Raw genomic sequence first — 25,498 nt, forward strand, 5'->3', positions numbered from 1 at the left:
CATGGCACAGGGATTTTCGTTGAAGGACCAGTTGTTCAATGCCGAGAAGGTCGCCTACCTCGCGGGTCTATTTGAGGGCGCATCCACAAGTTTCGACAGAGACGCGTTCGAGGCCCGCGTCATGGCGCGGCTGCCCGAGCTGGAGTTGAAAGAGCGTATCGACTGGATCGCGGAGTGTCTGGCCGAGGCGCTGCCGGGGGATTTGCCGACGGTTGCGCCGGTGATCCTGAAGGCGCTGCCGGACCCGCTTGACCCGACGCTGAGCGATGATGATTTCGGCGATTTCATCTTTGCCCCACTGGGGGAATTGGTGGTCAAGGTCGGGGCTGATGACCCCGATCTGGCGCTGGATGTGATCGAGCAACTGACCCAGCGGTTTTCGATGGAATGGGCGATCCGGCCCTTTCTGAACGGCGATCCCGATCATGTGCTGACCCGCATGGAACGCTGGTGCGCGCATGACAGTTATCATGTCCGGCGGCTGGTCAGCGAGGGGACGCGGCCGCGCCTGCCCTGGGGCCAGGGGATCACGCTGGCCGTTTCTGATCCGTTACCGCTGCTTGATCGGCTGCATGCGGACCCGACGCGATATGTGACCCGCTCGGTTGCCAATCACCTCAACGACATCGCCAAGAAGGATGCCGATCTGGTGCTCGGGCGTGTCTCTGACTGGCGCGCGCGTGGATCTCAGGATGCGGAGGAGTTGCGCTGGATGACAGGTCACGCCCTGCGCGGTCTGGTCAAGCAGGGGCATCCCGGCGCGATGAAAGAGCTGGGATATGATCCGGATGCGGAACTGAACGCCGTGCTGCTTGTGCCGGACAAGGCCCGTATCGGAGAGGCGCTTGCCTTCACCGTCGATCTGACCGCCCCGCGCCCGACTCCGGTTCTGGTGGATTATATCATTCATTTCCAGCGCCCCGGCGGCAAGGTCTCGCCCAAGGTTCACAAACTCAAGCAGACCCGTATAGAGACAGGCGGGCTGAGCCTGCCGAAAACGCACAAGCTCAAGGGCAACGCCACGACCTTCAAACTGGTACCGGGCAGCCACCTGATCGAGGTTCAGGTCAACGGGCGCACCCGCGCCAGTGCCACGTTCGAGCTGATGCAGGAAACGTAACGCAAGACAGACCTTCAGATAGTTTCGGCCTCCACATCACATATCCTGCCCGTTTGGACATTATGGGAAATGCATCCGCTCGAGCGCTAAACTGAGAGAATGTGGAGGACGTCAGACGACTTTGATCTTTACATTAAAAACTGACTCTACCGGCTCCGGTTGAACTCTCCAGTTTCCGCCACCGAGCGCCAGATCGCCTTTGACGAACCCGCGTTGCGGACATTGCTACCGTTCTGCGTGAATAGAGACCGGCTTGTTTGCTAAACCAATATGTGGATTGTCGTGGAGAGTTGTTCGGCTGAGGGTTGATTGCATGACAACTCGCATCAAGGGTTATGGATCAGGACTGTGACAAAACACTTTGAGCTGTTAAGGCCTCCGACGCGTGATGAACTGCCCCGATTTCGGAAAGGGCTGGGTGCCAAAGTAGCAGTAATATCAATAGTTCTGCTGTTGATTCATCTCGATGCTGGACCACGACCGCTGCTATGGTATCCGGCTGCACTTGGGCTCATTTATATCGTCCTAATGCTTGGCGTGATCGAACTTCGCGTCGAAGCAAGAAAAGATGAATGAACTTTTGCGGTTTCGCGATTGGGCTATTCGATCCCAATATCAATACTTGAGCGGTAAGGGCTCTCAGACTGATTTTGCCGCATTGATAGCCAAGGTCTGCTTAAATTCAACTGTTATCCTTGGGTTGGCATAGCTAGACGTTCGGGTCAGAAATGAGGGGCACAGCCCGTGCTTTTCCTGTCGTTCCGGTTGCTGCAAGAGTCGAAGACGCGCGACGTGCCACAGAATATCACGTGAGCCAAACTCACCGAATACTGCCTGTTGCGTGAGTGCCTGTTCCTGTTTGGATCAAGACTCCGGTATCAAGGTCTTCCCGATCAATCCTGTATGCGTAGGCTGCCCGCGCATTGATGATCTGCACAATCCCCTGCACCGCATTGACCCTGCTCGCCCTGCGCGATAGGGCCATGTCGACAAATCGCAAGGAGAGCCCAGATGTCCAACCCCTCGCTTCTCATTCTGCCCGGAGACGGGATTGGCCCCGAAGTCATGACCGAAGTGCGCAAGATCATTGGCTGGTTTGGTGACAATCGCGACTTGGTTTTTGATGTCAGCGAGGATCTGGTGGGCGGTGCGGCCTATGATGCCCATGGTACGCCGCTGCATGATGACACCATGGCCAAGGCGCAGGAGGTGGATGCGGTTCTGCTGGGCGCCGTGGGTGGCCCGAAATATGACGATCTGGATTTCAGCGTGAAGCCCGAGCGCGGGTTGCTGCGCCTGCGCAAAGAAATGGATCTGTTCGCCAACCTGCGCCCGGCGCAATGTTTCGATGCGCTGGCGGATTTCTCGTCGCTGAAGAAAGACATCGTTGCGGGCCTCGATATCATGATCGTGCGCGAGCTGACTTCGGGCGTCTATTTCGGCGAGCCGCGCGGCATCATCGAAGAAGGCAATGAGCGGGTGGGCATCAACACCCAGCGCTACACCGAATCCGAAATCGAACGTGCCGCGCGCGCGGCCTTCGAACTGGCGATGCGCCGCAACAAAAAGCTGTGCTCGATGGAAAAGGCCAATGTGATGGAGTCGGGCATCCTCTGGCGCGAGGTGGTAACCCGCGTTGCCGCTGACTACCCCGAGGTCGAGGTGAGCCATATGTATGCCGATAATGGCGCCATGCAGCTGGTGCGCGCGCCCAAGCAATTCGATGTAATCGTGACCGACAACCTGTTCGGCGATATTCTGTCCGATTGCGCCGCGATGCTGACCGGCTCGCTGGGTATGCTGCCCTCGGCCAGCCTCGGCGCTCCGATGACCAATGGTCGCCCCAAGGCGATGTACGAGCCGGTCCACGGTTCGGCGCCCGATATCACCGGCCAGGGCAAGGCGAACCCAATTGCCTGTATCCTCAGCTTTGCCATGGCGCTGCGCTACAGCTTCGATCACGGGGGTGAGGCCGACCGTCTGGAAGCAGCCGTGGAAAAAGTGCTGGCCGATGGTGTGCGAACGGCCGACCTGCTGGGCGAAGAGGGGGTGCAGCCTGTCTCGACATCTGAGATGGGCGACAAGATCGTCGAGGCGCTGAATGCCAGCCTCTGATGGCGCGACAATGTGACAGGGACAAACGCGGGCATTTGCCCGCGCTCTTTGATTGGGCAGGCCTTTACGCGGATGGCACTTTGCCCGATGATAGCGCCAACATCCCTCTCTTAGAAAAGCCGACTTACCATGCCGCAGCTGGGTAGAAATCTTCAGGGCAGCCTGTTCGGGCTGCTGGCCTTCGGGATCTTTTCGACCCATGACGTGTTCGTCAAATTCCTTGGCGGCAGCTATTCACCGGTCCAGTTGCTGTTCTTTTCCGGCCTGCTCGGGTTTCCGCTGGTGGTGCTGATGATGATGGGAGATGCCTCCGAAGGTCATCTGCGCCCGGTGCACCCCTGGTGGATCGCCGGTCGCTGCGCGTCAATGCTGTGCAGTGCGCTTGGGGCGTTTTATGCCTTCACAATCCTGCCGCTTGCACAGGTCTATTCGATCCTCTTCGCCGCGCCATTGATCATCACGGTGCTGGCGATTCCTGTGCTGGGCGAAAAGGTTGGCCTGCATCGCTGGGCGGCGGTGACGGTCGGCCTGATCGGCGTGATCATCGTTTTGCGCCCCGGCGACGCGCACCTGTCATTGGGCCATCTGGCGGCTCTTGTCTCCGCCATAGGCGGTGCGACAAATTCGGTCATCGTGCGCAAGATCGGGCGCGAAGAACGCAGCGTTGTGCTGTTGATCTACCCGATGATGACAAGCTTTCTGGTGCTGGGCTGCACGTTGTTCTTTGTCTATGAGCCGATGCCCGCAGCCGATTTCGGTCGGATGGCCCTGATCGCTGCGCTGGCCTTTCTGGCGATGCTGGGTCTGATCCGGGCCTATCGCCTCGGAGAGGCCGCTATCGTGGCTCCGATGCAATATTCGCAAATCCTCTGGGCCACCGCCTTTGGCTACCTGATCTTCGGCGAAACCATCGACCGGACCACGGCCCTGGGCGCCTCGATCATCATTGCCAGCGGTCTCTACATCATCTTCCGCGAAAGCCGCGGACCAACCTCGACCACAACACCCGTCCTGCGCACCCGGACCCGTGGAGGCACCGGAAACTCGCTGCGCGCAAGCGCCATCCTGCGCCGCATGCAGAGCCGCGACGAAGAAGAAAGCTCGGGCAAGTAGCGGATCTGGCTTCGCGCAAAGTCTTTTCTGGAAATCCGCGTTTTCGAGCGAGACAGTCTTGCCAATCCCATCACTTGGCTATATTGCCCAGCGTCACGGTCGGAGTGTAGCTCAGCCTGGTAGAGCACTGTCTTCGGGAGGCAGGGGTCGTGAGTTCGAATCTCGCCACTCCGACCAACAAAATCAGCCACTTGTGAAATTGCGTGCACTTTTTCCCTGGGACCGTTACTTCGTCCTCGGTTAGCGGCCGCGCTTCTTGAGACATGCTATATACTTCCCGAAAAAATGCTCTTCCGCATGCATAAGCGCCTTGAGTTTGACAGTTACTTCATCTGGCCCTCCCGCAATGGCTCCGCCAGCGTAAAGCGCTGTTTAGTCATTCTCGGCGTTGTTTGGGTCTTCTGAGACCCCACGCGACGTTCCACACGCAACCTCACGCTCAATTGAATCGTCGTTGTCGCACCTGAATGCTAGCTGCGCCACAAGACAACAGCAGGAGAGTCCATGCAAGTTTCAGCGATCATTGCCTTATTCGGTGCCGTCATTCTGGCAAGCCTATGGATCTCACCGCGACGCGCCTCGGTTTCGGGGTTCTTTGGTGGAACCACCACCGAGGGGGCCGCGCCGGGCTTGTGGACGTTGGTGCTGAGCCAGGTCACCACGTGGATTTTTGCCCGCTCGCTGATGAACTCTGCCATTCTGGGTTATTTCTACGGTATTGCCGGGGTGCTGGCCTATGCCGCTTATTACGGCTCTTTCCTGACCGGCGGCTTTGTGGTGCAACGGCTGCGCGCGCGTGGTGCGCGGTCGGTTCAGGACTGGCTGCGCGACAGTTTCGGGGCCACGGGAACGGGCTGCTATAACCTCGTGATCGCCCTCAGGCTCCTGTCCGAGGTCTTTGCCAATCTGATCGTGGTTGGCCTGATCTTTAGCGCGGTATCACCTGACCGCGCGAATATCGGCACGTATTCGATCCTTGTGGTGGGGCTGTTGGCATTGGCCTATTCGGCCTGGGGTGGGCTGAGCGCGGCGTTGCGGACGGATGTTCTGCAGATGGCGGTCTTTCTCGTGGTCTTTGCGGTGGCTTTCGTCGCGCTGGTGCTCAGCCCCGGCTTTGATCTGGGCGCGGTTCTGACGGCCAAGGGCACTTCGGGGCCGCATAATGGCTGGGTGTTGCTGGTCGTGGCCTTTCTGCAGGTGTTTTCTTATCCCGTGCATGACCCGGTCATGATGGATCGCGGGTTTCTTGCCGATCGCGACACGACTCGAAAAAGCTTCCTGCACGCGTTCTGGATTTCCTCGCTTTGCATCGTGGCCTTTGGCTTCTTCGGCATTCACGCGGCGCTGGATGGCGCGACCTATGAGGGCGAGTTGATCGGCACCTGGGCGCAATCCCTGCCGGGCTGGGTCTTTGTAGCGCTGTTGGTTTCGCTGTTGGTGTCGGCGCTTTCGACGCTGGATTCCGCGCTGTCTTCGGCGGCGCGGCTGGTGGTCGAAGAATTGCGCCTGGCTCCGCGCAGCCTGACCGGCGGACGCATTGCCATGACCGTGTTCGCGGTCGCAGGTGCAGCGCTGACGCTCTGGGGGAACCAGACGCTGTTTGACGCGGTTGCGGTCTCGGGCACCGCCTCGATGTTTCTGACACCGATCCTGCTGGCCGGGCTTGTTGGCGGACGGCAGGTGGCGCTCTGGGCGTATCTGGTCAGCTTTGCCGCCGCGATGCTGGGCGCGATGGCCTATCTGTTCCGCGGGCAGACCTTTGTGACGCAAATGCTCTATGACGGGCACAAATATGAGCAGCTTTTGCAGATCTGTGTCTGCGTGCTGGTCGTGGGGTGCACCTCCGTCTGGATCGGGTCGCAGCGCGCGGCGGGCAGGGTTGCGGGCGAATAGGGGGGCTGCTAAGTCTCGCCGAATTCCGATTGTTTTGATCGGGCTTGGCAAGAGGCAGCATCCGTGAATGCACAGGACGACCTGAAACCCGCCCCCCGGCTAGAGGTGCGCAACTTCATGCGTCGCTTCGAGGGGCGCGCGGTGGTCGATGATGTCTCGCTCAGGATCGAAGCGGGGCAGGTGACCTGCCTGCTGGGGCCATCGGGCTGCGGCAAGTCGACGACACTGCGGATGATCGCCGGGGTCGAGATGCAGGATTCCGGTGAGATCTATGTGGATGGCAAGCTGATTTGCGACACCGTGTTCCGCGTCCCGCCGGAACGTCGGCAAATCGGGCTGATGTTTCAGGATTTCGCGCTGTTCCCGCATCTGAGCGTCGCTGACAATGTTGCCTTTGGCCTGAAAGGCGCGCGCGATGTCAAACGCGCCCGGGTCGAGGAATTGCTGAACAAGGTCCACCTCAAGCGGTTCATCGATGGCTATCCGCATGAATTGTCAGGCGGGGAACAGCAACGGGTCGCCCTGGCGCGCGCGCTTGCCCCGCGCCCTCGGATCATGCTGATGGACGAGCCGTTCTCGGGTCTCGACAATCGGTTGCGCGATGGCATCCGCGACGACACGCTGAGCCTGCTCAAGGAAGAGGACGCGGCCGTTCTTCTGGTCACGCATGAGCCGGAAGAGGCGATGCGCATGGCCGATGAGATCGCACTGATGCGCCGGGGCCGTATCGTGCAGCAAGGCGCGCCATATAATGTCTACACCCGTCCCGCCGACAAGGCGGCGGTGGCGTTTTTCAGTGATGTGAATGTGTTGCCCGCACAGGTAAACGGCGCCCTGGCCGAAACGCCCTTTGGTCAGTTTCTGGCTCCCGGCGTGCCGGACGGCACCGATGTCGAGATCGTCTTCCGCCCGCAGCATGTGAAGCTGGATTTCGATCGCAAGGGCGCTGGGCCTCTGCCAACGGCGACAACCGGCGTCCCGGCGCGCGGCGTGGTGCAACGCGCCCGTTTCCTGGGCAATGAGAGCCTGGTCGAGTTTCGCATGGATTTTGATGGCTCGGTGCTGAAAGCCACGGTTCCCAATGTTTTCATGCCGGAAACGGGTCGCGTCATGTGGCTGACCGTGCGCCGCGACCGCTGTTTTGTGTTTCCGGTTGACTAGCGGCATCGGAGCATTCGCAAACGCTGGGGCTCGCTAACAGGCTTTCGCAAACGGGTTTGTCTGATCCGAGGTCGGGCCAAAACGTCGAACCAACGCTTTGGACAGGAACCAGATGGCCACCGTGAGCGGGATCGACACATATCCGTCAACGGCATAATGCCAACCCAGATGAACCGACCCGATCAGGATGAGCCCGGTGAAGGCCACCATGATCAAGCCGAGCCAGCGGGCATAGCTGAACGCGAACATGGTCAGAACCACGCTTGTTGCCACATGCATACTGGGCATGGCCGAAATGCCCCGGATCGTGCCGGGGCTGTTGTAATTGTCCAGCAACATCTGCTGCGCATCCAGCGCCCAGAGCGGTGCGACCTGATCCAGCATGTTCAGCCTCTGCATTTGTTCGCCGAACTGCGACCCGAACCCGAAGGCTTCGAAATATACCGGCCCAGCTGATGAGAACAGTGTGGCCAGAACATTGCCCCCAATGATCCAGGTCAGCGTGAATGCGACCAGAAACACCATGCCGCGAGCAGGGTTTCCTGTGCCGAAAATCGCCGCAAAAAGGCCGACATAGAGCAGGATGAACCAGACACCATAGGAGATGTCCAAAAACCGGGTAATTTCCGGTGTTCCCAATGCGGGCCACAACCACTGCCAGGGGTCGGTCCCGAAATGTAGAATGCGATCCAACCCGGCAAACGCGACATCCCAGGAGTAAGGGTTCAGCGCGGGGATCACGTCTTTCAGAAAGGTGAACGACGTGGACATGACTGCGATCGCTGCAATGCGGATTACCCAGTCCAGAAGCTTGTCCAGATCCAAAAGGAAAGAGCGCAGGTCGGACAGATACCACTGGATGGGTTTTTTGGGTTTGACATAGATTAGGCCATAGGCCAGCCGCCAGAAGATCACACCTGCCGCCGATACTATCAGGATGCGTTTCAGGATATCCATCAGAACCACAGCAGAGCCGGTCCAGAAGGCGGTTCCGGACAGATTGCTGATCCAGAGAGCGGCCAGCAAATGCACAAGAACGATCCCCAGCAATAGCCGGTTACGCCAGATCGCGGCGGCAACAACCGATTGCTCGGTCGAGACGTCTGCTCGCATGCTCATGATTGCCCCGCCAAATCCTCTGAGTCCGCAACATATCTGGGACAACCTGCCTGCCAACTTTGGCCAGCCGGCGGCCCGAATCTGGCTTTTTTGAGAAAGCTGGCCCGCAACCCCTTTGGACGTAGCGGCGGGGGCGCTCCGCAGGTCTGGTCATTAAGCGCCGAGTGGTCTATCTGCGGGCGGGACGATGCCCATGTGAAAGGCTGCCCCATGAGCTTTGAAAATCCCGGTCCGGTCGAGACCAAGCTGCGCGACGCGATCAGCCCGATCGAAGAGATCATCGACGAGGCGCGCAAGGGCCGGATGTATATCCTGGTCGATCACGAGGATCGCGAGAATGAGGGCGATCTTTGTATCGCGGCCGAGTTCGCCGATGCCGCCGCGATCAATTTCATGGCCACCCATGGGCGCGGGCTGATCTGCCTGCCGATGACCGCCGAGCGGATCGACGGGCTGGGACTGCCGATGATGGCGGTGAACAACTCGTCGCGGCATGAGACGGCGTTCACCGTCTCGATTGAGGCGCGCGAAGGTGTCAGCACCGGGATTTCCGCCGGAGACCGTGCGCTGACCGTGGCCACCGCGATCAACGAACAAAACACGATGGCCCATATTGCGACCCCCGGCCATGTCTTTCCCCTGCGCGCCAAGCGGGGCGGGGTGCTGGTACGGGCCGGTCATACCGAGGCGGTGGTCGATATCTCAAGGCTGGCCGGGCTGAACCCTTCGGGCGTGATCTGCGAGATTATGAAACCCGACGGCACCATGGCGCGGCTGCCCGATCTGGTGGCGTTTGCTGCCCAACATGGCCTCAAGGTCGGCACGATCAGCGATCTGATCGCCTACCGCTCGCGCAACGACAATCTGGTGGTCGAAACCGGGCGCGAGACCGTCACATCAGAATATGGCGGCGACTGGGAACAGCGCATTTTCACCGATCAGACCCATGGCATCGAACATGTGGTGATGATCAAGGGCGATATCTTTGACGGCGCGCCGGTACTGACCCGCACCCATGCGCTGCATGAGGCTTCGGACGTGCTCGGCCTCGGCCCGAAATCGCCGCGCGAACTGCCCCGCGCGATGGAGTTGATCGCCGCTGAGGGGCGCGGTGTGGTCTGTCTGTTCCGCCAGCCGCGCAACTCGCTGCATGCCAGCGATGATGACGGTGTGCGCACCATCAAACAGACCGGTCTGGGGGCGCAGATTCTGTCCAAGATGGGGCTGCATGAGCTGATCCTGCTCACCGACAGCCCACAAACCAAATATCTCGGCCTCGATGCTTTCGGTCTGACCATCGTCGATACCCGACCCATTCTAAAGGACGCCTGACATGGCCAAACCCGATAGCGCAGAGGGGCTGGCACGGCCCACATTCGACAAACCTGTGAAACTGCTGATCGTTGTCGCGCCGTTTTACCGAGACATCGCCGACAATCTGGTGGATGGCGCGAAGGCAGAGATCGAGGCGGCGGGTGGCACCTGCGAGGTAGTCGAAGTGCCTGGCGCGCTGGAGGTGCCCACCGCCATCGCCATGGCCGACCGGCAGTGCAATTTCGACGGCTACGTGGCGCTGGGTTGTGTGATCCGGGGCGAGACCACGCATTACGAAACCGTCTGCAATGACAGCAGCCGCGCAATCCAATTGATGGGACTGCAGGGGCTGTGCATCGGTAACGGTATCCTGACCGTCGAAAACCGCGCACAGGCCGAAGTGCGCGCCGATCCGGCTGAGATGAACAAGGGCGGTGGCGCGGCCGCTGCGGCCTTGCATCTGATCGCGCTCAGCCGTAAATGGGGCGCTTCGACCAAAGGTGTCGGCTTCAAACCGCCTTCCGAGGACATTCTTCTGGCTGGCGACAGCAACGGACCCAAGACTACATGACCACGCAACCCAAGATGCGCCCGATCGACCAGAAACGTCAGATGAAATCGGCTGCCCGCCTTTACGCGGTTCAGGCGCTGTTTCAGATGGAACAGTCCAACCAGACTGTCGAGGCGGTGGTGGCAGAGTTTCTCGATCACCGGTTCGGCGCGGTCTACGAGGGCGACGAGATGGCGGAGGGCAATGCCGATCTGTTCCGCAAACTGGTCGAGGACGCAGTGAATTATCAGGCTCCGGTCGACCAGATGACCGATCGGGCGCTGGTTGCCAAATGGCCCATCGCGCGCATTGATCCGACCCTGCGCGCGCTGTTCCGCGCCGGTGGGGCCGAGTTGCAGCAAAGCGAGACGCCGCCCAAGGTGGTGATCAGCGAATTCGTCGACATCGCGCGGGCCTTCTTTCCCGAAGGGCGCGAGGCCAATTTCGTGAATGCGGTGCTTGACCACATGGCGCGCGAGGCCAAGCCAGAGGCGTTCTGAAACCGGGTCGCAGGTTTTCTGTCTTACGGCAAACGGAATAAGACGCGGACACGACAGGCGTGTTCCGCGTCTGAAAGACTGAAAAGCGTTTTCAAAAACGCCCTAGCGACCACCACTCACAGTAACCTCTGGGACTCATCCAGCTTATTCCACCAGACCGATCTCGTCAGCTATCGATTCCGATGATGGCTACCTGATCAGCCCCAGTTGAACCGCACGCACGAGGGCGGCCTCGCGGGTTGGGGCTTCCAGCTTTTCGCGCGCACCGCGAATATGGGTGCGAATAGTGACTTCCGACAAGCCAAGCAGTTCGGCAATCCGGTCGTTGCGGTGCCCTGCGGCCAGCAGGCTCAGCACCTCGATTTCGCGTTCGCTCAATTGCGGACCAAGTGCAACCAGATCGGCGATATCGTAGACGCGGCCAAACTCGCTTGGCATTTCCGCACCGAGATTGGTCGCCAGAACGGTAGCGAGTATCCGCATCTCTTCCTGGTCTGTGGTCATCCAATCGTGTGCCTCCGGCCGGTCGGATGACAGGACCACCAGTTTCGCCTCGTTATTTGGGCAGGGCACGACCAGAGAGTAAAGGTGCAGATAGCCTGCGGTTTTCAGGCCGTGATTCAAGGCCAGCGCCTTGTCAGAATGCCCATCCTCAGCCGCCAGCGATGCCGCCTGGACATAGAGGCTCTCGGTGCCGTTCTGAACCTGCGCCAGCATCGGATCATCCACAAAGAAGCCGTTCTTTTCGTATGTGTCCAACCAGCCCTTCGACATCGAACTTCGGACCCAGTGAACGGCACCGCTATTGGGGGAAAAGCACAGCATGTTCAGCGCGTTGAAGCCAAGTTCGGACAATCTCGTCAGCACCAGTTCCCAGCGCTCGTCATCGGCGTGCAGGCGCGACAGGGACTCAAGCAGGTTGATGGAAAATTGAATGAGGTTGCTCACCCGTGCTCCGAAATGATTTTCCGGCCGATTGGCCGCAGTTTATTCCGCTCAACCATGCGGTATGCTCGCAGTGAAAAGCAAGGGAAGTGATCATGCCGAAGTTGATTCGTCTTTACATCACGCAGGTCCTGATCGGGTTTGGTATCTCGGGTCTGTTTGTCGCGTTGCTGCTCTGGCTCGACGTGGCCAATCTCTGGACACTGATCCGCGGCTCTGACGTCACGTTGCTGGCGATCGCAATGTTGTGGTTCATGAACGGGATCGTCTTTGCCGGTGTTCAATTTGCCTGGGCGGTCATGAACATGGCCGAGAAAGACGAGGGGCCAAAGGGCGGATCGCTTGTCGCCCATGGGTTCGTCCCGGTGCGGGTTGTCGCGAAATCCGTCAAGAAAGCGCGCTAAGGCGCTCTTACTGTTAGGGAAAAGTGTGGCGGGACCACCAGGGTTCAACCGTGAGGCTTTGATTCCCGAGGACCTGTATATACAGGTGGGCGCCAGGTAAACGGGCCAGGACCCGAACAGAGCCAGCTCCCTCGGATTTGCTTAAGGCCACCGGAATGCTGCCTGTCACGAGAGGGGCAGAACCCGCCACACGCCTAAGTAGGATGCGCGGCGGGTCATGGCAAGGGGGCTGTGCCGATCAGGCGGGCACAACTTCGTTGATGGCCGCGCGCATCTCGCCGAAATGCTCGTCCCAACCCTTGTCGAGCGATAGGACAAGGCCAAAGGCGTCGGCATTTTGCGGCAGGCCCTCATGTTCGAGGCTCAGCTTGGTGCCGCCCTCGACAGATTGCAGGGTCCATTTCACAAGGCTCACGGCATCACCCATCGGTTTGACCGTAAAAGAATATTCCAGATATTCCGGCCTGCGCGCGGTTTTCACCTCGCCCCAGATCAGCAGATCGCCACTTTCGCGTCCAAACATCTCAAGCTTGGCGCCTTCCTGCAGCGGGCGTTCGGGTTTGTGAAACCATTCCGCCAGTCGGTCCGGTTCGGTCAGGTAGGCCCAGACGGTCTCGCGATCGGCGCGCAGAAAGATGGATTTGTGCAGAACGGTGGGGGTTGAAACAGCGATATTCATTCGAATTTCCCTTCGATGGCGGTTTTGAGGGTGGCAAGGCGGTCGTCCCAGAACCGGTCGAAATAGGCGATCCAGTCGCGGACCGGGGACATGCCTTGCGGATTCAGGCGGTTGATGCGTTCACGCCCGCGCGGCTCGACGGTAATCAGCCCGCCATCGCTGAGCACGGTCAGGTGCTTCTTGACGGCGGCGCGGGTCATGTCGAAGCGATCCGAGACCTCGGCGATGGTCATGTCCTGTTCGGACAGCATCACCAGAATCTCACGCCGGGTCGGGTCGGACAGGGCACGAAAGGCAGGTTGCGGTGTGGTGGTCATCGGCATTCCATTTGTGAAACCAAAAGGTATCATATAAATAAGATACCAAAAGGTATCACGTCAAGCCTGATTGTGGCCTTGATTTTTGTTCACGAATTGTTCACCATTTCCCGCATGATGCTTGATCTGCAACCCGGACAGAAACTCGCCCGTGGCGTCGCCCGACACCTGACTAGCCACGGCTTTGTTTCCATTGAGGAATTCGTACCAACGCGCGGGCTGCGCGTGGATGTGATGGGGCTGGGCCCGAAGGGCGAGATCTGGGTGATCGAGTGCAAATCCAGCCGCGAGGATTTTCAGACCGACAGCAAGTGGCAGGGCTATCTGGATTGGTGCGACCGGTATTTCTGGGCCGTTGATACCGAGTTTCCCACCGATCTTTTGCCGGAGGAAACCGGGTTGATCATAGCTGACGCCTATGGGGCCGAGATCATCCGAATGGCGCCCGAGGACAAGCTGGCCGCCGCGCGGCGCAAGGTTCTGATCCAGAAGTTCGCCGTCAATGCCGCGCGCCGGTTGCAGGCGCTGCGCGATCCGGGGCCGGGGCGTTAGCGGCTATCGCTTCTGGGCACGCGCTGCCTGGGCGGCGGCGCGGACTTCTTCGGCGATGTCGTCGGCCTCTTCGGGATCGAAATCCATCGGAATCTCAACACCATCGGCTTCGATGAAAAGCCGCACCATGCCCGCATCGGTCGGGCCGATCTGCAGGTTGGCCACAATGTCGCGCTCGGTATTGATACCCATGATCACCTCCGTGAATGAACGCCTCTGCTAGCCTGCAAAGGCTTGAGAATCAAGCGCGCTTCGGTCTGAGATGCCCCATGGGCGATATCATCCTGCGCAGATTCGACGCCGCGGATGCGGAGTGGCTGGTCGAACAGCACCGGCATCTCTATGCACGCGACGAAGGGTTCGATGAAAGCTTTGCTGCGCTGGTGGCCGAAATCCTTGAGGCCTTTATCGATGACCACGACCCCGCATGCGAAAAGGGCTGGATCGCGGAAGGGAACGGTCAGCGTCTGGGCAGCATTTTCTGCGTCAGGCTGGACGAGACAACCGCCAAGCTGCGCCTCTTCCTGTTGGTGCCAGAGGCGAGGGGCAGGGGGCTGGGCAAGCGCCTGCTCTTTGAGTGCATGGGGTTTGCCCGGGCGCGGGGATATAGCGAGATGCAGCTCTGGACCCATGAAAGCCACCGTGCCGCCTGCGCGCTTTATGCGGCCAACGGGTGGCAGTTGCTGGGCAGCAAACCGGTGCGCTCCTTCGGGGTTGATCTGGTCGAGCAAAGCTGGAAAATTGCGCTCTGACCCTCTTGCAATCTCAAGTCGGCTTGGGTACATCGCCCTTCACGAGTGCCGCCTTAGCTCAGTTGGTTAGAGCGCTGGATTGTGGATCCAGAGGTCCCCTGTTCAAGCCAGGGAGGCGGTACCATTTCTCTCCATCATGGCCCGGAACCACAGAGCCGCAGGATTGCCATTGAGGCTGGTCATTCGCCGTGAGCCGTGTTCCCAGTTACCCGGCCTTGATCTGGCGGAACCGTGTTGACTTGCTTTCACGGAGTGAACTAAACCTCACCCTGGTAAGTGCGGGCCCTTAGCTCAGCTGGATTAGAGCAGGGAACTTCTAATTCTCAGGTCGGGGGTTCGAGTCCTCCAGGGCTCGCCAGCATTTTCACGACCAAAGCTAGCCGGACCTCGCTGTGTTTCGGTAGGTGTTGCCGCCCAATTTCGGCACCACTTTCCTTTGATAAAAGGTCACAAGACGTGTGCCAACGCAGTTCTGGCAATGTCCGTTGTTCCGTAAACCTGAACAAATTCAGTGTCTTGAAATGGCAAGGCCGCGATCCCTGATCGCGGCCTTGCTGATTGTGTCTTGCTTCAGACGAGGTCGAAAACATCGATGGGCAGGGCCACTTCCATGTCGAGGAAACCATCCACTGCTTCAACCGTGCTGGAGACACCGTGACCGATGACGGGGATGTTCTGCGTGACATCTGACAATGTGGCCATCCATCCATCAAAGGCGGCGGCGAATTGCTGGTCGACGGCGCTGTTTGACACCATGCCCGCTGCGTATTCGCTCAGGTCGACCGCGCCGGTATTGAATGCCCCGAACTCGGATCTGGCGGTAAACGCGCCGTCGGTGAAGGCATCGGAGAGGTCGAAGCTTTGGCCAAGCTCGCCGTTCCAGATCGTCAGGGTTTCGACGGCTTTCTCGCTGTCCGACATGTTCTTGATCCGCAGGCTGGCCCCGTCATTGACGATCACCAGATCCTTGCCGCCATCGACCCAGAAGCGCAGGTCCCCCGCGTCGAGCCCCCCAGCATCGCGCAATTCGATCGTGTCTGCACCACCGGCACCGCCGGTCAAAGCATCGATCCCGTCTTCGGCCAGATCGACCAACCGACCGGCATCCTTCAGGGCGTCAAGGCCCGCCTCGTCGATAGTGCCGTCCTCGTCGAAGTTGAAGATGTAGGTGTCTGCCCCCAGACCGCCGATCATGTCACCTGTCGATGACAGGATGTCATCGCCCGCGCCGCCGAACATTTGCGTGCCGGAATAGTCCAGAAGCGAGCGGATATCGGCGGTGGCGTCGGCCACCTCGTCGGTCACCTCTTGGATGGCGTCCCCTGCCGCATCGATCAGATCGCCGAGCGGGTTGAGATCGGCAATCGTGTCTTTCACGTCATGCGCGAACCCGATCATCTCGTTTATGGGCGCAAAGACATCCACGCCGAGCAGGTTGGAGACATCGAAAGAGGGCAGGTCGGGCAGCACCGCAGACATGAACAGATCGCCAAACGTGTCGGTGTCGATCATCCAATCCGCCCCTTCTTGCCCGAACGAGAAGTTGAGCGTGTCGCCCGAGGTGAGCATCAGATCGCTGTCATCGCCCCCCAGAGACAGGTTGAAGCTGCCGCCGCCGAGGAAGATGTCATTGCCCTCCTGACCCAGTTGGAAGCCCAGATCGCCCCCAACATGGAAGAGGTCGTCGCCTTCGCCCGCGAACTGGATGTTGAAGGCGGTGGGCAGTTCATCCTTGATCATGTCCTTGACGGTGTCGGCCAGTTCTTCATCCTGATTGTCCTGCACGCTTTGTGCATCCGCGCCCACGGGGGCAGTGTCAGGATTGGTCTTGTCCTCGACCACGTCACTTACGATTTCCTTGAGGGTGCTCCAGGTGCTGGAGGCCCAGTCCACCGGGTCGCCCTCGCTCGCCATGAGGTCATTGCCGCTGCCGCCGTGCTGCACCTGCAGGCCGACCTTGCCGCCAACTTTCATCGCCAGCATTACATCGCCATCATCGCCGCCGGATTGAACGCCGATCTGGCCCAATCCGATGATCGCGTCATTGCCTGCGCCGCCGGTCTGGACATTTGCCTGCCCGCCGCCGAGCAGGACGTCATCGCCTGCGCCGCCAACTTGCAGATTGCCGCGACCACCACCGATCATGACATCCGCGTCCGAGCCACCCACTTGCAGGTTGCCGTACCCACCGGCCAGCATCTTGTTCATGCCATCCTCTGCGGCGGAGACGTCGAGATATTCTTCGATCGCGTCGCGCGCGGCGTCGATATCAAGCGAGCCAAGCTCGAAATCCTCGGGAATGGCGGACCAGATATGGGCACCGAACTGAATGTTGGACGCGCCCGCACCAACCATCCAGTCATCGCCTTCTGCGCCGATCTGGATATTGGAACTGCCCGCACCGACCAGAACGTCGCCGTCCTTGCCGCCGTGCTGGATGTTTTGCAGGCCCACACCGACCAGCAGGTCCGCGTCATCGCCGCCAAATTGCAGGTTCTGCTGACCCAGGGCAAAGAGCTTGTCATCGCCGTCCTGACCAAATTGCACATTGGTGTTGCCGCCCGCGCCAAGCACGTCGTCTCCGCTGCCACCCCATTGCAGGTTGGCGGCTCCGACGCCCAGGATCGTGTCCGCTCCGGCACCGCCCCATTGGCTGTTGCCGGCAGAGATGGCGATCATGGTATCGTCGCCTTCTTCGCCCGATTGCGCGGTGATCGTCAGCGATGCGGCCGTCATCTTGTCGTTGCCAGCCCCGCCGAACATGGTGTTGGCGCCACCTGCGGCCTCCATCACGTCATCGCCGTTGCCGCCGAAGAAGGTGTTGACCCCGCCGAGGCCCTGGATCACGTCGTCGCCATCGCCCCCCGATGCGGTGTTGATGCCACCGATTGCCTCCAGCAGATCGTCGCCATCCTTACCAAAGATCGTGTTCACCCCACCCTTGGCCGTGATGTGGTCATCGCCCTCATCGCCCGATGCGGTGTTAACGCTGCCTTTTAGCTCGATCCGGTCATCACCGTCGCCGCCAAAGAAGGTGTTGATGGTTTTCCCGGCAGCCAGGATGTTGTCGCTGCCCTCGGCGAGCATCGTATCCTCGCCCGCCCCGCCAAACGCCGTATTGACGCCGCCGACCGCTTCGATACGGTCATTGCCTTCCTCGCCAGACAGCGTGTTGACGCCACCTTCGGCAACCATCGTGTCGTCGCCGCTGCCGCCTTTGGCCGTGTTGACGCCACCGCTGAGATCCATGCTGTCATCACCTGCTTCGCCGAAGAAGGTGTTAACCCCACCTTCGGCGCTCATGCTGTCATTGCCGGTACCACCCTTGGCCGTGTTTATGCCACCGGTCGCGACGATGACATCATCGCCGCTGTCGCCATAGAGGTTGTTGGTGCCGCCGATCCCCTTGATCGTGTCATTGCCACTGTCACCATGGGCGACATTGGTGACACCGCGCGCCTCGATCACGTCATTGCCGGTCCCGCCATGCATGACATTCACGGCCCCTTTGCCGATCATCTTGTCATTGTGATCGCCGCCATACATCCGGTTCGATGCACCGGTGCCCACCATGTAGTCATGCCCGGATTTCCCGTGCATCTCATTATCGACACCATAGCCATAGACCGAGTCATTGCCCGAGCCCGCATCAAGGTGGTTGCTGGCACCATAGCCATAGAGCTTGTCTTGGTCGCTGCCGCCATAGAGCACGTTGCGCGCGCCATATCCTTTGAGCACGTCATTATGGTCACCACCGCTCAGCCGGTTATAGGCGCCATAGCCATAAAGGGCGTCATGGCCGCTTTCGCCATAGAGCTTGTTGGTCGCGCCATAGCCATAAAGCTTGTCAGATCCGGTTCCGCCAACGAGGTAGTTATAGACACCCTTGCCCTTGATCGTGTCGCTGCCGCTGCCGCCGTAGAGGTAGTTCCGCGACCCCCAGCCTTCGACATAATCATTGCCGGACCCGCCATAGAGCGTGTTCTTGTCAACGCTGTAACCGTAGATTTTATCATTGCCGGAGCCGCCATCCGCCTTGCTGCTCCAGCCGTATTTCTTGATCGTCTCGTGAATGCTTTTTTTCTTGAAGAGGCCCATCATCCAAATCCTTCTTTTGCTTGAACCCACCGACGGGTGCCGGTGTCTATGACCTCAAGCTAAGAAGGAGTGTGCTGCGGTGTTATGGGGTCGATCCCCCAATTAGACCGTGGGCAGGCGCAAATAGAAACAGGTTCCCCGACCGGGAACCGAGTCTGCTCTTAAGGTGATGCCAAGCTCTTCGGCCAGTTGGGCGCAGACGGCAAGCCCGAACCCATGCCCCTCAGAGGCGTCGGTTTTTGCGCCATGGGCCTTGTATTGCTCGAATTCCTCCGGGGTGAAGCCGGGACCCGTATCGGCCACGCAGAGCCAGATACCGCCCGCACGGCGCCGCACTCCCAGCACCACGCCGCCGCGCTGCGAATGCTTGATCGCATTGACCACGAGGTTGCAGACAATACGCATCAGCGGTGCGGCGGGCAGGGTCGTGCGATGCGCGGTGTCAACGATGCGCAACTCGAGGCCCTTCCTCCCGGCTTCCGGGGCAAACATGCGGTGCACGGAAGCAAAGATCATTGAGACATCATAGGTCTCTTCGGCAGGTGGCTCGTCGCCGTCGTCGTCAAGGCTGCCGCCCTCCATGTAGTTCGAGGTCAGCGAGTCGATGTAATCCAGCGCCTCGCGCAGGCGCTTTTCGGTGTCCTGCGTGACGGTGCCGGTCAGGCTGTCGAGCCTCAGGCGCAGGGATTGAACCGGTTGGCGAATGTCATGCGCGGCGGTTGCAAGCGTCCTTTGTCGCTGCGCTGCAAGCGCCTGTGCTCTGGCATAATTCTGTTCCGACCCGGCGAGCTCCCGGCTCAGCTTTGCTTCCCGCTTGAGCGCCGCAATTTCGGCCTGCTGCGCCTCGTCCTGCGCCTGTCGAACAGCAAGAATCTGGACGGTGAGGTTGGTCAGTCCGCCAAGGATGAGCACCAGATAAAGCAGCTTGGTCGTTCCCAGCAGCCCGAAAGGGGCCGGGATTGCGGGGACGACAAGCGGTGCAAGCAGAACCAGCACGCCGCCCATGACGGCCAGACTCAGGCCGCGGGCCAGACGACGGCTGAAGGTGGTCTTTCCCGGCGGAAGGCGCGTCCCAAAGGCAACGGCGACGCACATCCCGATCAGCAGCAAATTGGCGAGAAAGGCCGCAATCGGCCCCGGCGCTAGCAGTGAAAAGACAAAGAGCGCCGCGCTTGCACCAGCCAGAGCCCAGCATAACCGGGCGGCGGTAAACGCAGCGCTGTGTCGAAACCCGATGCCCGCCAGAGCGTAGCCGAACCCCGATATGGCCAGAAACAGGAGGAAGCCGAGCGCCGACTGAATCTGGGGCGTGTCGGGATAGAGAAACCGAAAAAGCAATCCGTCCATATAGGCCAGAAAGGCGAGGCCCGTCAGGAAGAGCAGCGCATAGAGCAGGCTCATACCGTCGCGCAGCGCGGCAAAAAAGGCCAGGAACACGCAGATCGCGGCCAGGGAAAACGCATAAAACGCCGCGCTATAGGCTGTGTCCTTGATAACGCTCTGGGTCAGATGGGACTCGCTTTCAAGCGTCAGGCTCAGCCTCTGAACCGGGCCGAACTTGAAATGGACAAGCAAGAGCTGCGTTGCCCCGGCAGGCAGATCGAGGATCTGTGATTGCAGCCGTGCGCCTGCATGCTGGTTGGCCTGAAAGGGCCGGAAAATCGAGTAGCTCAGGATGTGATCCGCCGGGCCTGCGTCATAGGCGTAAATGTCCACTTCGCTGATCATCGGCACCCCGACAAGGACCCGGCGCGAAAGATCTGTCGTCGCAGCGACCTCAACGGCTCCCCAAAGCTCTGCGGCATGATCCCCTTCGAAGCGATTCAGCGCCACGTCGCGGGCGAACTGCCCGGCGCGATAGACCTCGCGCATGGCGTCGGGCGCTGCGGCGGTGCCATGGGCAAAGACCATATGCGGCACAAGATCGACCACCGCGTCGCGTTCCCCGATCTCGATCGCGGCGGCCAGCGTGGCCCAGCATGACAGCACGAGCGCGATCAGGCCGGTCGCAAATTTCGGGCTGGGGCGCATCATAGGAAACTCCGGGCATGGATCGTCCCATCAGACGGATTTTCCTGAGCCGTGACAAGGCGGTGACCATCAAAATGGGGGATCGACCTCAGTTGTGACCGGCCCCTTCGCCGCGCCGATGGGCCTCATCTGCGGCGCGCAATTCGTCGGGGCTGACGCGTTGGTCATTGTTCTTGTCGGTGATCCCGAAGGCAAACCGATAGGCGGCAAACATGCGGATCTGTCTTGCCGTGGGTTGCCCGGCCTCCGCCATGAGGCGGATGAAGGTCCTGAACTCGGAGAGTTGCAGCACCGCGTCCTGGTTCACATCCGCTGCCAGGAACGCATCAACTTCCGTCGGTGTCGGGTTGAGGTCAGAGGATTGCGCCGCTGCACTGAGCGGCACCAGCGCCATAGCGCTGGGCAAAAGATACCCGATCCAAACTGATCTCATCCTGGCCATATTGGGCAATTTACGGGACCACAGGTTCAGTTGACAACAACCGCCTGTCTCCGCCAGTTTTCCGCGAGCAGGCTGAAAACTGGGCAACACCTTTTGAGAACCTTTACCGCGATCATCGCTGACGATCATGCCATCGTGCGCTCTGGACTGCGCGCGGCGCTCGAAACGCCGGGTCTGATCGAGCCCGGCGGCCTCAGTGTGGTTGCCGAGGCGGCAAACGGGATCGAGTCCATCGCGGCGGTGCGTGTGCACAGGCCGCATCTTTTGCTGCTGGATGTGCAGATGCCGCTGGCGGGAGGGACCGAGGTGGTCCTGGAAACGCGCCGCTGGTCGCCGGATACCAGGATCGTCGTGCTGACCGGTATTTCCGCGATCGGGAAAATATCCGAGCTGCTGGACACAGGCGTGGACGGGCTGTTTTCCAAGGCCACCGAGAATGCGGAACTCTACCGTGCCTTGCCCCTTATCCTGCGCGGCGGACGTCACGTGTCGGAATACATGCTGGACCTGCTGGAAGCCGCGCCTGACCGCGTTTCGCTGACGGACAGGGAGCGCCAGACGCTCAACCTCATCGTTGCGGGGCGCAGCAACAAGGAAATGGCCGAACTGCTGGGCATCAGTCCGAAAACCGTCGATCGCCACCGCACCAATCTGATGCAGAAGCTGCAGGTTCATTCCGTTGCGCAACTGATCGCCTTCGCCCTGCAGGAAGGCCTGATCGATCCGAGCGCCGAGTTGTGACCAGCCAAGGTACAAGTATTGAGCTGAGTCGGCGTATCTCGATGGGTGAGGCGGCGCCTTGAGGCCATCGATGATCCTGTAGGGTGATGGTCACTCCACCTCGACCGTCTGGCGCAGCTTGCCGGTAGTTTTGTCGAAGATCAGGATGCGGTTGTCGTCGGTGACGACACCATACCAGTTGGGGCCGATCGTGACTGCCTGCGCGCGGGCACCATCAGGCAATTCGACCTCTTCGGGCAAAGTGGGGGTGCGGTCACTCAAGCGGATGACAATCAGGGCGAATGTCAGTAGAACCCCGCCGATCATCACTGCCGTCAACGCCATGACCATCCGTCTGAGCAGCCTGAGCTGCGGTGTTTCCTGCGGTATCTCGGGTTCGGAAGGAACAGACATGGGCACCCGCCAGATTGACTTCGTGATCGCGGCAGCACCACCGCCCCGCCTTGATAAGGCGCTTTCGCGGGATGTGCCAGACGAGGCGGCCCTGTCGCGCACACGGCTGGCGCGATTGATCACCGAAGGGGCCGTGACCGTGAACGGGGCCGTCACCACTGACGCCAAGGCGCGGGTGGAAGAGGGGGCCGCAATCTCGATCACGGTCGAGGCCGCCGAGGACAGCCATATCGGGCCCGAAGCAATCGCGCTCGATGTGATCTGGGAAGATGACGATCTGATCGTGGTGAACAAACCGGCGGGCATGGTGGTGCATCCGGCACCGGGATCGCCCAGCGGTACATTGGTCAACGCGCTGCTGTATCATTGCGGCGACGCTCTGTCAGGTGTGGGCGGGGTCAAGCGACCGGGCATCGTGCACCGGATCGACAAGGACACCAGCGGGCTGCTGGTGGTTGCCAAATCCGACGCCGCCCATCAGGGGCTGGCAGCGCAGTTCGAGGCACATAGCGTCGAGCGCTATTATCAGGCGCTGTGTTACGGCGTGCCCGAGGCCAGCGATCCGCGTCTGCGCGGCGTCAAAGGCGCCAGTTTCGAGGCGGGAAACATCCTGCGCATGACCACGCAACTGGCCCGTCACAAGACCGATCGCCAGAAACAAGCGGTCACCTTTCATGGCGGGCGGCATGCGGTGACCCGTGCCCGTGTAATCGAGCGGTTCGGGCAGCCCCCGGTGGCCGCGCTGGTGGAATGCTGGCTGGAAACCGGGCGCACCCATCAGATCAGGGTCCATATGGCTCATGCGGGCCATGGCCTGATCGGTGATCCGGTCTATGGTGGGCGGCGGAAACTTGCCGCCAAGGCGCTGCCGGACCAGGCCCAGCAGACGGTTCGGGACTTCCCCAGACAGGCCCTGCATGCGGCGGTTTTGGGGTTTATACACCCTGTGAGCGGCGAAAACCTGCGGTTTGAGGCGCAAATGCCCGAGGATATGGCACATCTGGCCGAGGCCTTGCGCGCGCCGCTGACATAATACGCAAAACAGCGTGAAAAAGATGATCTCACCTTTCCTTAACAGTGAGTTAATCGGAAACTGATAGCACCCTCTTGTAAGGGCAGCATAGGTGACCCATATGCTATGTTAAGAGGCTAAACATTACTCCGGAGGGACAACGGATATGTCGAATTACGCAAATCTACCCGCACCCAGCCCAGAAGGCGGTCTGAACCGCTATATGCAGGAGATTCGCAAGTTTCCCCTGCTGGAACCGGAAGAGGAATATATGCTCGCCAAGCGGTGGGTCGAAGAGCAGGATACCGAATCCGCCCACAAGATGGTGACCTCGCATCTGCGTCTGGCGGCCAAGATTGCGATGGGATATCGCGGCTATGGTCTGCCCCAGGCCGAGGTGATTTCCGAGGCCAATGTGGGTCTGATGCAGGCGGTCAAGAAGTTCGACCCCGAAAAGGGTTTCCGCCTTGCGACCTATGCCATGTGGTGGATTCGCGCCTCGATCCAGGAATACGTCCTGCGCTCGTGGTCGATGGTCAAGCTGGGGACCACCTCGGCGCAGAAAAAGCTGTTCTTCAACCTGCGCAAGGCCAAGGCCCGCATCGGCGCGCTGGAAGAGGGGGATCTACGGCCTGAAAACGTGGCACAGATCGCCAGCGACCTGGGCGTGACCGAAGAAGAAGTGGTCAGCATGAACCGGCGCATGTCCGGTGGCGATGCCTCGCTGAACGCCACGGTGGGTACCGAGGGCGAAGGCTCGATGCAATGGCAGGACTGGCTTGAGGATGAAGATGCCGATCAGGCCGGGGATTACGAAGCGCGTGATGAGCTTGAAGCGCGGCGCGAATTGCTGGCCGAGGCGCTGGAGGTGCTCAATGACAGGGAAAAGGACATTCTGACCCAGCGCCGCCTGATGGATCAGCCGGTCACTCTGGAAGAGTTGAGCAGCCAGTACAATGTCAGCCGCGAGCGCATTCGTCAGATCGAGGTGCGCGCCTTTGAGAAACTGCAGAAGAAGATGCGCGAACTGGCCCGCAACAAGGGCATGCTCGCCACCGCCTGACGCATTGCGCCGGAACAAAAGACAGCCCGCCGAACCCGGCGGGCTGTTGCGTTTCAGATCACAGGATCAGGCAAACAGGAAATCGTCTGCGTCCAGTTGATGAGCGCGTACGCCGAAAAGGCTGATCTGGTCGCCATCATCCAACTCGATCACTGTCCGGAAGAACCGGGCGCTGATGTCGTCCTCGATGTCGTGGAAATCGTGAATCCCCTCATAGCCGGTCAGGTCGATCTTGTCGCTGCCGACGCGGAAATCCAGGATCGTGTCGCGGCCATCGCCGTTTTCAAAGACGAAGCTGTCCTTGCCCCAGCCGCCGAAGATGTAGTCATTGCCTTCCCCGCCATCGACCACATCCTTGCCGCCGCCGCCGAAGATCTTGTCGTGGCCCTCATCGCCGCGCAGGATGTCCTTGCCGCGCCCGCCGCCGATCACATCGTTGCCGGTGCCACCAAGCACGATGTCGTTGCCACTGCCGGCCCAGATGATGTCACGCCCGCCATTGCCGTCGATGAAATCGTTCCCCCGACCGGTGAAGTTGAACGAATTGCCGTCATCATCCAGAATGAAATCGGTATCGGGTTGCGACAGGATGCCTGTCACCGAAACCGGCAGCAATACGCCATCCAGCACGTGAATGATGCCGTTGGTGGCCTTGATATCGAAGGCGATCAGACCCGGATCCGCAATCCCGTCATCGGCATCCCCCAGACTGGGCGGCATGCTTTCCAGGTTCAGCGTGACCGCGCCGCCCTGAAGTGTTCCGATCTCGGCGCCGTTGCCCAGCCCGGCCACTGCCTCAAGATCAAAGGCGCCATTGACCACGTGATAGGTCAGCACATCGGTCAGCAGCGGGATCGGGTCGCCGCCGCCCAGCAACGTCAGGGCTTCGACGATATGGGTCAGCGCGCCAGCCTCGTCATCGCCGTCAAAACCCAGCGCACTGGCCAGACCGATAAAAGCCGCATCCGTCGGCGCGAAGACGGTCAGCGATGCGGCGTCATCGTTCAGGGCATCCGCCAGCCCGGCGGTGATCACGGCCTCTCGCAGCAGATCGAAATCGCCATTGTTATTGTCGAACGTGCCGGGCGCACCGCTGTTGAGTACAATACCGGTCAATGTTTGTGTCGCGTCCATGTCTGGGAACCTCCAACCCTGTTTTTCTTCTTCCCTCGCTGCGAAGCGCG

The 25,498-nt window shown here is 60.2% G+C and carries 24 protein-coding genes and 3 tRNA genes; 17 read left to right on the forward strand and 10 right to left on the reverse strand.

The window, feature by feature from the left end:
• Nucleotide 1 precedes the first annotated feature (1 nt).
• From Q5Y75_RS00855 to Q5Y75_RS00880, 6 genes are all read left to right on the forward strand, one after another.
• A complete protein-coding gene (locus Q5Y75_RS00855) occupies nt 2-1,120 on the forward strand; it encodes a YhaZ family DNA alkylation repair protein (RefSeq protein ID WP_306193494.1) in 1,119 nt (372 codons plus the stop codon).
• 1,011 nt (nt 1,121-2,131) lie between these two features.
• A complete protein-coding gene (gene leuB, locus Q5Y75_RS00860) occupies nt 2,132-3,235 on the forward strand; it encodes a 3-isopropylmalate dehydrogenase (RefSeq protein ID WP_306193496.1) in 1,104 nt (367 codons plus the stop codon).
• A 138-nt stretch (nt 3,236-3,373) separates the two neighbouring features.
• Nucleotides 3,374-4,348, forward strand: coding sequence for a DMT family transporter (locus Q5Y75_RS00865; protein WP_306195653.1), 975 nt, complete (start codon nt 3,374-3,376; stop codon nt 4,346-4,348).
• Nucleotides 4,349-4,448: 100 nt separating this feature from the next.
• Nucleotides 4,449-4,525 (forward strand) — tRNA-Pro (locus Q5Y75_RS00870).
• Between the two features lie 327 nt (nt 4,526-4,852).
• On the forward strand, nt 4,853-6,241 hold the full coding sequence (locus Q5Y75_RS00875; protein ID WP_306193497.1) for an SLC5/6 family protein: 1,389 nt from the start codon (nt 4,853-4,855) through the stop codon (nt 6,239-6,241).
• Nucleotides 6,242-6,358: 117 nt separating this feature from the next.
• Nucleotides 6,359-7,402, forward strand: a complete 1,044-nt coding sequence (locus Q5Y75_RS00880; RefSeq protein WP_306195655.1) for an ABC transporter ATP-binding protein — start codon at nt 6,359-6,361, stop codon at nt 7,400-7,402.
• A gap of 33 nt (nt 7,403-7,435) precedes the next feature.
• Here the strand turns inward: Q5Y75_RS00880 and Q5Y75_RS00885 are convergent, their stop codons facing one another.
• The gene (locus tag Q5Y75_RS00885) at nt 7,436-8,521 is read right to left on the reverse strand and encodes a phosphatase PAP2 family protein (protein WP_306193499.1); all 1,086 of its coding nucleotides are present in this window, start codon (nt 8,519-8,521) and stop codon (nt 7,436-7,438) included.
• A gap of 210 nt (nt 8,522-8,731) precedes the next feature.
• Between Q5Y75_RS00885 and ribB the strand changes: the two genes are divergently transcribed.
• The 3 genes from ribB to nusB are packed head-to-tail and all read left to right on the forward strand — an operon-like array spanning nt 8,732 to nt 10,885.
• Nucleotides 8,732-9,853: a 3,4-dihydroxy-2-butanone-4-phosphate synthase gene (gene ribB / locus Q5Y75_RS00890; RefSeq protein WP_306193501.1), complete on the forward strand. Its 1,122-nt coding sequence runs from the start codon at nt 8,732-8,734 to the stop codon at nt 9,851-9,853.
• A gap of 1 nt (nt 9,854) precedes the next feature.
• Nucleotides 9,855-10,406: a 6,7-dimethyl-8-ribityllumazine synthase gene (locus Q5Y75_RS00895; protein ID WP_306193502.1), complete on the forward strand. Its 552-nt coding sequence runs from the start codon at nt 9,855-9,857 to the stop codon at nt 10,404-10,406.
• Nucleotides 10,403-10,885: a transcription antitermination factor NusB gene (nusB, locus tag Q5Y75_RS00900; RefSeq protein ID WP_306193503.1), complete on the forward strand. Its 483-nt coding sequence runs from the start codon at nt 10,403-10,405 to the stop codon at nt 10,883-10,885. Before Q5Y75_RS00895 ends, nusB begins: the two co-directional genes overlap by 4 nt.
• 189 nt (nt 10,886-11,074) lie before the next feature.
• On the opposite strand, the gene Q5Y75_RS00905 is transcribed toward nusB, so the two are convergent.
• Nucleotides 11,075-11,833 carry a helix-turn-helix transcriptional regulator gene (locus tag Q5Y75_RS00905; RefSeq protein ID WP_306193504.1) on the reverse strand — a complete coding sequence of 253 codons (759 nt, stop codon included), beginning with the start codon at nt 11,831-11,833 and terminating at the stop codon, nt 11,075-11,077.
• Between the two features lie 92 nt (nt 11,834-11,925).
• Here Q5Y75_RS00905 and Q5Y75_RS00910 point away from each other — a divergent pair, with 92 nt between their 5' ends.
• Nucleotides 11,926-12,234: a hypothetical protein gene (locus Q5Y75_RS00910; RefSeq protein WP_306193506.1), complete on the forward strand. Its 309-nt coding sequence runs from the start codon at nt 11,926-11,928 to the stop codon at nt 12,232-12,234.
• A gap of 238 nt (nt 12,235-12,472) precedes the next feature.
• Here the strand turns inward: Q5Y75_RS00910 and Q5Y75_RS00915 are convergent, their stop codons facing one another.
• Both Q5Y75_RS00915 and Q5Y75_RS00920 read right to left on the reverse strand, forming a co-directional pair.
• Nucleotides 12,473-12,913 (reverse strand): SRPBCC family protein, encoded by a 441-nt coding sequence (locus Q5Y75_RS00915; RefSeq protein WP_306193508.1) that lies wholly within the window; start codon nt 12,911-12,913, stop codon nt 12,473-12,475.
• Entirely contained in the window at nt 12,910-13,230 is a 321-nt protein-coding gene (locus tag Q5Y75_RS00920; RefSeq protein WP_306193510.1) for an ArsR/SmtB family transcription factor, read from the reverse strand. The genes Q5Y75_RS00915 and Q5Y75_RS00920 overlap by 4 nt, the downstream gene beginning before the upstream one ends.
• A 114-nt stretch (nt 13,231-13,344) precedes the next feature.
• On the opposite strand from Q5Y75_RS00920, the gene Q5Y75_RS00925 reads away from it, so the two are divergent.
• Complete coding sequence (locus Q5Y75_RS00925; RefSeq protein WP_306195657.1) at nt 13,345-13,782, forward strand: MmcB family DNA repair protein; 438 nt, start codon at nt 13,345-13,347, stop codon at nt 13,780-13,782.
• A 3-nt stretch (nt 13,783-13,785) separates the two neighbouring features.
• Here Q5Y75_RS00925 and Q5Y75_RS00930 read toward each other — a convergent pair whose 3' ends face one another.
• Nucleotides 13,786-13,974 carry a DUF6324 family protein gene (locus tag Q5Y75_RS00930; protein ID WP_306193511.1) on the reverse strand — a complete coding sequence of 63 codons (189 nt, stop codon included), beginning with the start codon at nt 13,972-13,974 and terminating at the stop codon, nt 13,786-13,788.
• A 77-nt stretch (nt 13,975-14,051) separates the two neighbouring features.
• Between Q5Y75_RS00930 and Q5Y75_RS00935 the strand changes: the two genes are divergently transcribed.
• The 3 genes from Q5Y75_RS00935 (at nt 14,052) to Q5Y75_RS00945 (ending at nt 14,892) form a co-directional block, all read left to right on the forward strand.
• On the forward strand, nt 14,052-14,534 hold the full coding sequence (locus Q5Y75_RS00935; RefSeq protein WP_306193513.1) for a GNAT family N-acetyltransferase: 483 nt from the start codon (nt 14,052-14,054) through the stop codon (nt 14,532-14,534).
• 47 nt (nt 14,535-14,581) lie between these two features.
• Nucleotides 14,582-14,658, forward strand: a tRNA-His gene (locus tag Q5Y75_RS00940).
• 156 nt (nt 14,659-14,814) lie between these two features.
• Nucleotides 14,815-14,892, forward strand: a tRNA-Arg gene (locus tag Q5Y75_RS00945).
• A gap of 212 nt (nt 14,893-15,104) precedes the next feature.
• Here Q5Y75_RS00945 and Q5Y75_RS00950 read toward each other — a convergent pair.
• The 3 genes from Q5Y75_RS00950 to Q5Y75_RS00960 form a co-directional block, all read right to left on the reverse strand.
• Nucleotides 15,105-18,635 carry a hypothetical protein gene (locus Q5Y75_RS00950; protein ID WP_306193514.1) on the reverse strand — a complete coding sequence of 1,177 codons (3,531 nt, stop codon included), beginning with the start codon at nt 18,633-18,635 and terminating at the stop codon, nt 15,105-15,107.
• 99 nt (nt 18,636-18,734) lie between these two features.
• Nucleotides 18,735-20,666: a sensor histidine kinase gene (locus Q5Y75_RS00955; protein ID WP_306193515.1), complete on the reverse strand. Its 1,932-nt coding sequence runs from the start codon at nt 20,664-20,666 to the stop codon at nt 18,735-18,737.
• A gap of 85 nt (nt 20,667-20,751) precedes the next feature.
• Nucleotides 20,752-21,096 carry an EF-hand domain-containing protein gene (locus Q5Y75_RS00960; RefSeq protein WP_306193517.1) on the reverse strand — a complete coding sequence of 115 codons (345 nt, stop codon included), beginning with the start codon at nt 21,094-21,096 and terminating at the stop codon, nt 20,752-20,754.
• A 102-nt stretch (nt 21,097-21,198) separates the two neighbouring features.
• On the opposite strand from Q5Y75_RS00960, the gene Q5Y75_RS00965 reads away from it, so the two are divergent.
• Nucleotides 21,199-21,846 (forward strand): LuxR C-terminal-related transcriptional regulator, encoded by a 648-nt coding sequence (locus Q5Y75_RS00965; protein ID WP_306193519.1) that lies wholly within the window; start codon nt 21,199-21,201, stop codon nt 21,844-21,846.
• Nucleotides 21,847-21,936: 90 nt separating this feature from the next.
• Here Q5Y75_RS00965 and Q5Y75_RS00970 read toward each other — a convergent pair whose 3' ends face one another.
• Complete coding sequence (locus tag Q5Y75_RS00970; RefSeq protein ID WP_306193520.1) at nt 21,937-22,239, reverse strand: DUF6476 family protein; 303 nt, start codon at nt 22,237-22,239, stop codon at nt 21,937-21,939.
• Here Q5Y75_RS00970 and Q5Y75_RS00975 point away from each other — a divergent pair.
• The gene (locus Q5Y75_RS00975) at nt 22,238-23,272 is read left to right on the forward strand and encodes an RluA family pseudouridine synthase (RefSeq protein ID WP_306193522.1); all 1,035 of its coding nucleotides are present in this window, start codon (nt 22,238-22,240) and stop codon (nt 23,270-23,272) included. The two genes, Q5Y75_RS00970 and Q5Y75_RS00975, sit on opposite strands and share 2 nt — an antisense overlap.
• Nucleotides 23,273-23,417: 145 nt before the next feature.
• A complete protein-coding gene (gene rpoH / locus Q5Y75_RS00980; RefSeq protein ID WP_306193524.1) occupies nt 23,418-24,314 on the forward strand; it encodes an RNA polymerase sigma factor RpoH in 897 nt (298 codons plus the stop codon).
• A gap of 66 nt (nt 24,315-24,380) precedes the next feature.
• On the opposite strand, the gene Q5Y75_RS00985 is transcribed toward rpoH, so the two are convergent.
• Nucleotides 24,381-25,448, reverse strand: coding sequence for a fasciclin domain-containing protein (locus Q5Y75_RS00985; RefSeq protein WP_306193526.1), 1,068 nt, complete (start codon nt 25,446-25,448; stop codon nt 24,381-24,383).
• Nucleotides 25,449-25,498 lie beyond the last annotated feature (50 nt).

The sequence above is a fragment of the Ruegeria discodermiae genome (assembly GCF_030758345.1).
In the GTDB taxonomy this organism is placed as follows: domain Bacteria; phylum Pseudomonadota; class Alphaproteobacteria; order Rhodobacterales; family Rhodobacteraceae; genus Ruegeria_C.

Excerpts from the sequence above, each read along its gene's own strand:
- Q5Y75_RS00855 (WP_306193494.1), top strand. The coding sequence starts at position 2 with ATGGCACAGGGATTTTCGTTGAAGGACCAGTTGTTCAATGCCGAGAAG.
- leuB (WP_306193496.1), top strand. The coding sequence starts at position 2,132 with ATGTCCAACCCCTCGCTTCTCATTCTGCCCGGAGACGGGATTGGCCCC.
- Q5Y75_RS00875 (WP_306193497.1), top strand. The coding sequence starts at position 4,853 with ATGCAAGTTTCAGCGATCATTGCCTTATTCGGTGCCGTCATTCTGGCA.
- Q5Y75_RS00880 (WP_306195655.1), top strand. The coding sequence starts at position 6,359 with ATGCGTCGCTTCGAGGGGCGCGCGGTGGTCGATGATGTCTCGCTCAGG.
- Q5Y75_RS00885 (WP_306193499.1), bottom strand. The coding sequence starts at position 8,521 with ATGAGCATGCGAGCAGACGTCTCGACCGAGCAATCGGTTGTTGCCGCC.
- ribB (WP_306193501.1), top strand. The coding sequence starts at position 8,732 with ATGAGCTTTGAAAATCCCGGTCCGGTCGAGACCAAGCTGCGCGACGCG.
- Q5Y75_RS00895 (WP_306193502.1), top strand. The coding sequence starts at position 9,855 with ATGGCCAAACCCGATAGCGCAGAGGGGCTGGCACGGCCCACATTCGAC.
- nusB (WP_306193503.1), top strand. The coding sequence starts at position 10,403 with ATGACCACGCAACCCAAGATGCGCCCGATCGACCAGAAACGTCAGATG.
- Q5Y75_RS00910 (WP_306193506.1), top strand. The coding sequence starts at position 11,926 with ATGCCGAAGTTGATTCGTCTTTACATCACGCAGGTCCTGATCGGGTTT.
- Q5Y75_RS00915 (WP_306193508.1), bottom strand. The coding sequence starts at position 12,913 with ATGAATATCGCTGTTTCAACCCCCACCGTTCTGCACAAATCCATCTTT.
- Q5Y75_RS00920 (WP_306193510.1), bottom strand. The coding sequence starts at position 13,230 with ATGACCACCACACCGCAACCTGCCTTTCGTGCCCTGTCCGACCCGACC.
- Q5Y75_RS00925 (WP_306195657.1), top strand. The coding sequence starts at position 13,345 with ATGATGCTTGATCTGCAACCCGGACAGAAACTCGCCCGTGGCGTCGCC.
- Q5Y75_RS00930 (WP_306193511.1), bottom strand. The coding sequence starts at position 13,974 with ATGGGTATCAATACCGAGCGCGACATTGTGGCCAACCTGCAGATCGGC.
- Q5Y75_RS00935 (WP_306193513.1), top strand. The coding sequence starts at position 14,052 with ATGGGCGATATCATCCTGCGCAGATTCGACGCCGCGGATGCGGAGTGG.
- Q5Y75_RS00950 (WP_306193514.1), bottom strand. The coding sequence starts at position 18,635 with ATGATGGGCCTCTTCAAGAAAAAAAGCATTCACGAGACGATCAAGAAA.
- Q5Y75_RS00955 (WP_306193515.1), bottom strand. The coding sequence starts at position 20,666 with ATGATGCGCCCCAGCCCGAAATTTGCGACCGGCCTGATCGCGCTCGTG.
- Q5Y75_RS00960 (WP_306193517.1), bottom strand. The coding sequence starts at position 21,096 with ATGAGATCAGTTTGGATCGGGTATCTTTTGCCCAGCGCTATGGCGCTG.
- Q5Y75_RS00975 (WP_306193522.1), top strand. The coding sequence starts at position 22,238 with ATGGGCACCCGCCAGATTGACTTCGTGATCGCGGCAGCACCACCGCCC.
- Q5Y75_RS00970 (WP_306193520.1), bottom strand. The coding sequence starts at position 22,239 with ATGTCTGTTCCTTCCGAACCCGAGATACCGCAGGAAACACCGCAGCTC.
- rpoH (WP_306193524.1), top strand. The coding sequence starts at position 23,418 with ATGTCGAATTACGCAAATCTACCCGCACCCAGCCCAGAAGGCGGTCTG.
- Q5Y75_RS00985 (WP_306193526.1), bottom strand. The coding sequence starts at position 25,448 with ATGGACGCGACACAAACATTGACCGGTATTGTACTCAACAGCGGTGCG.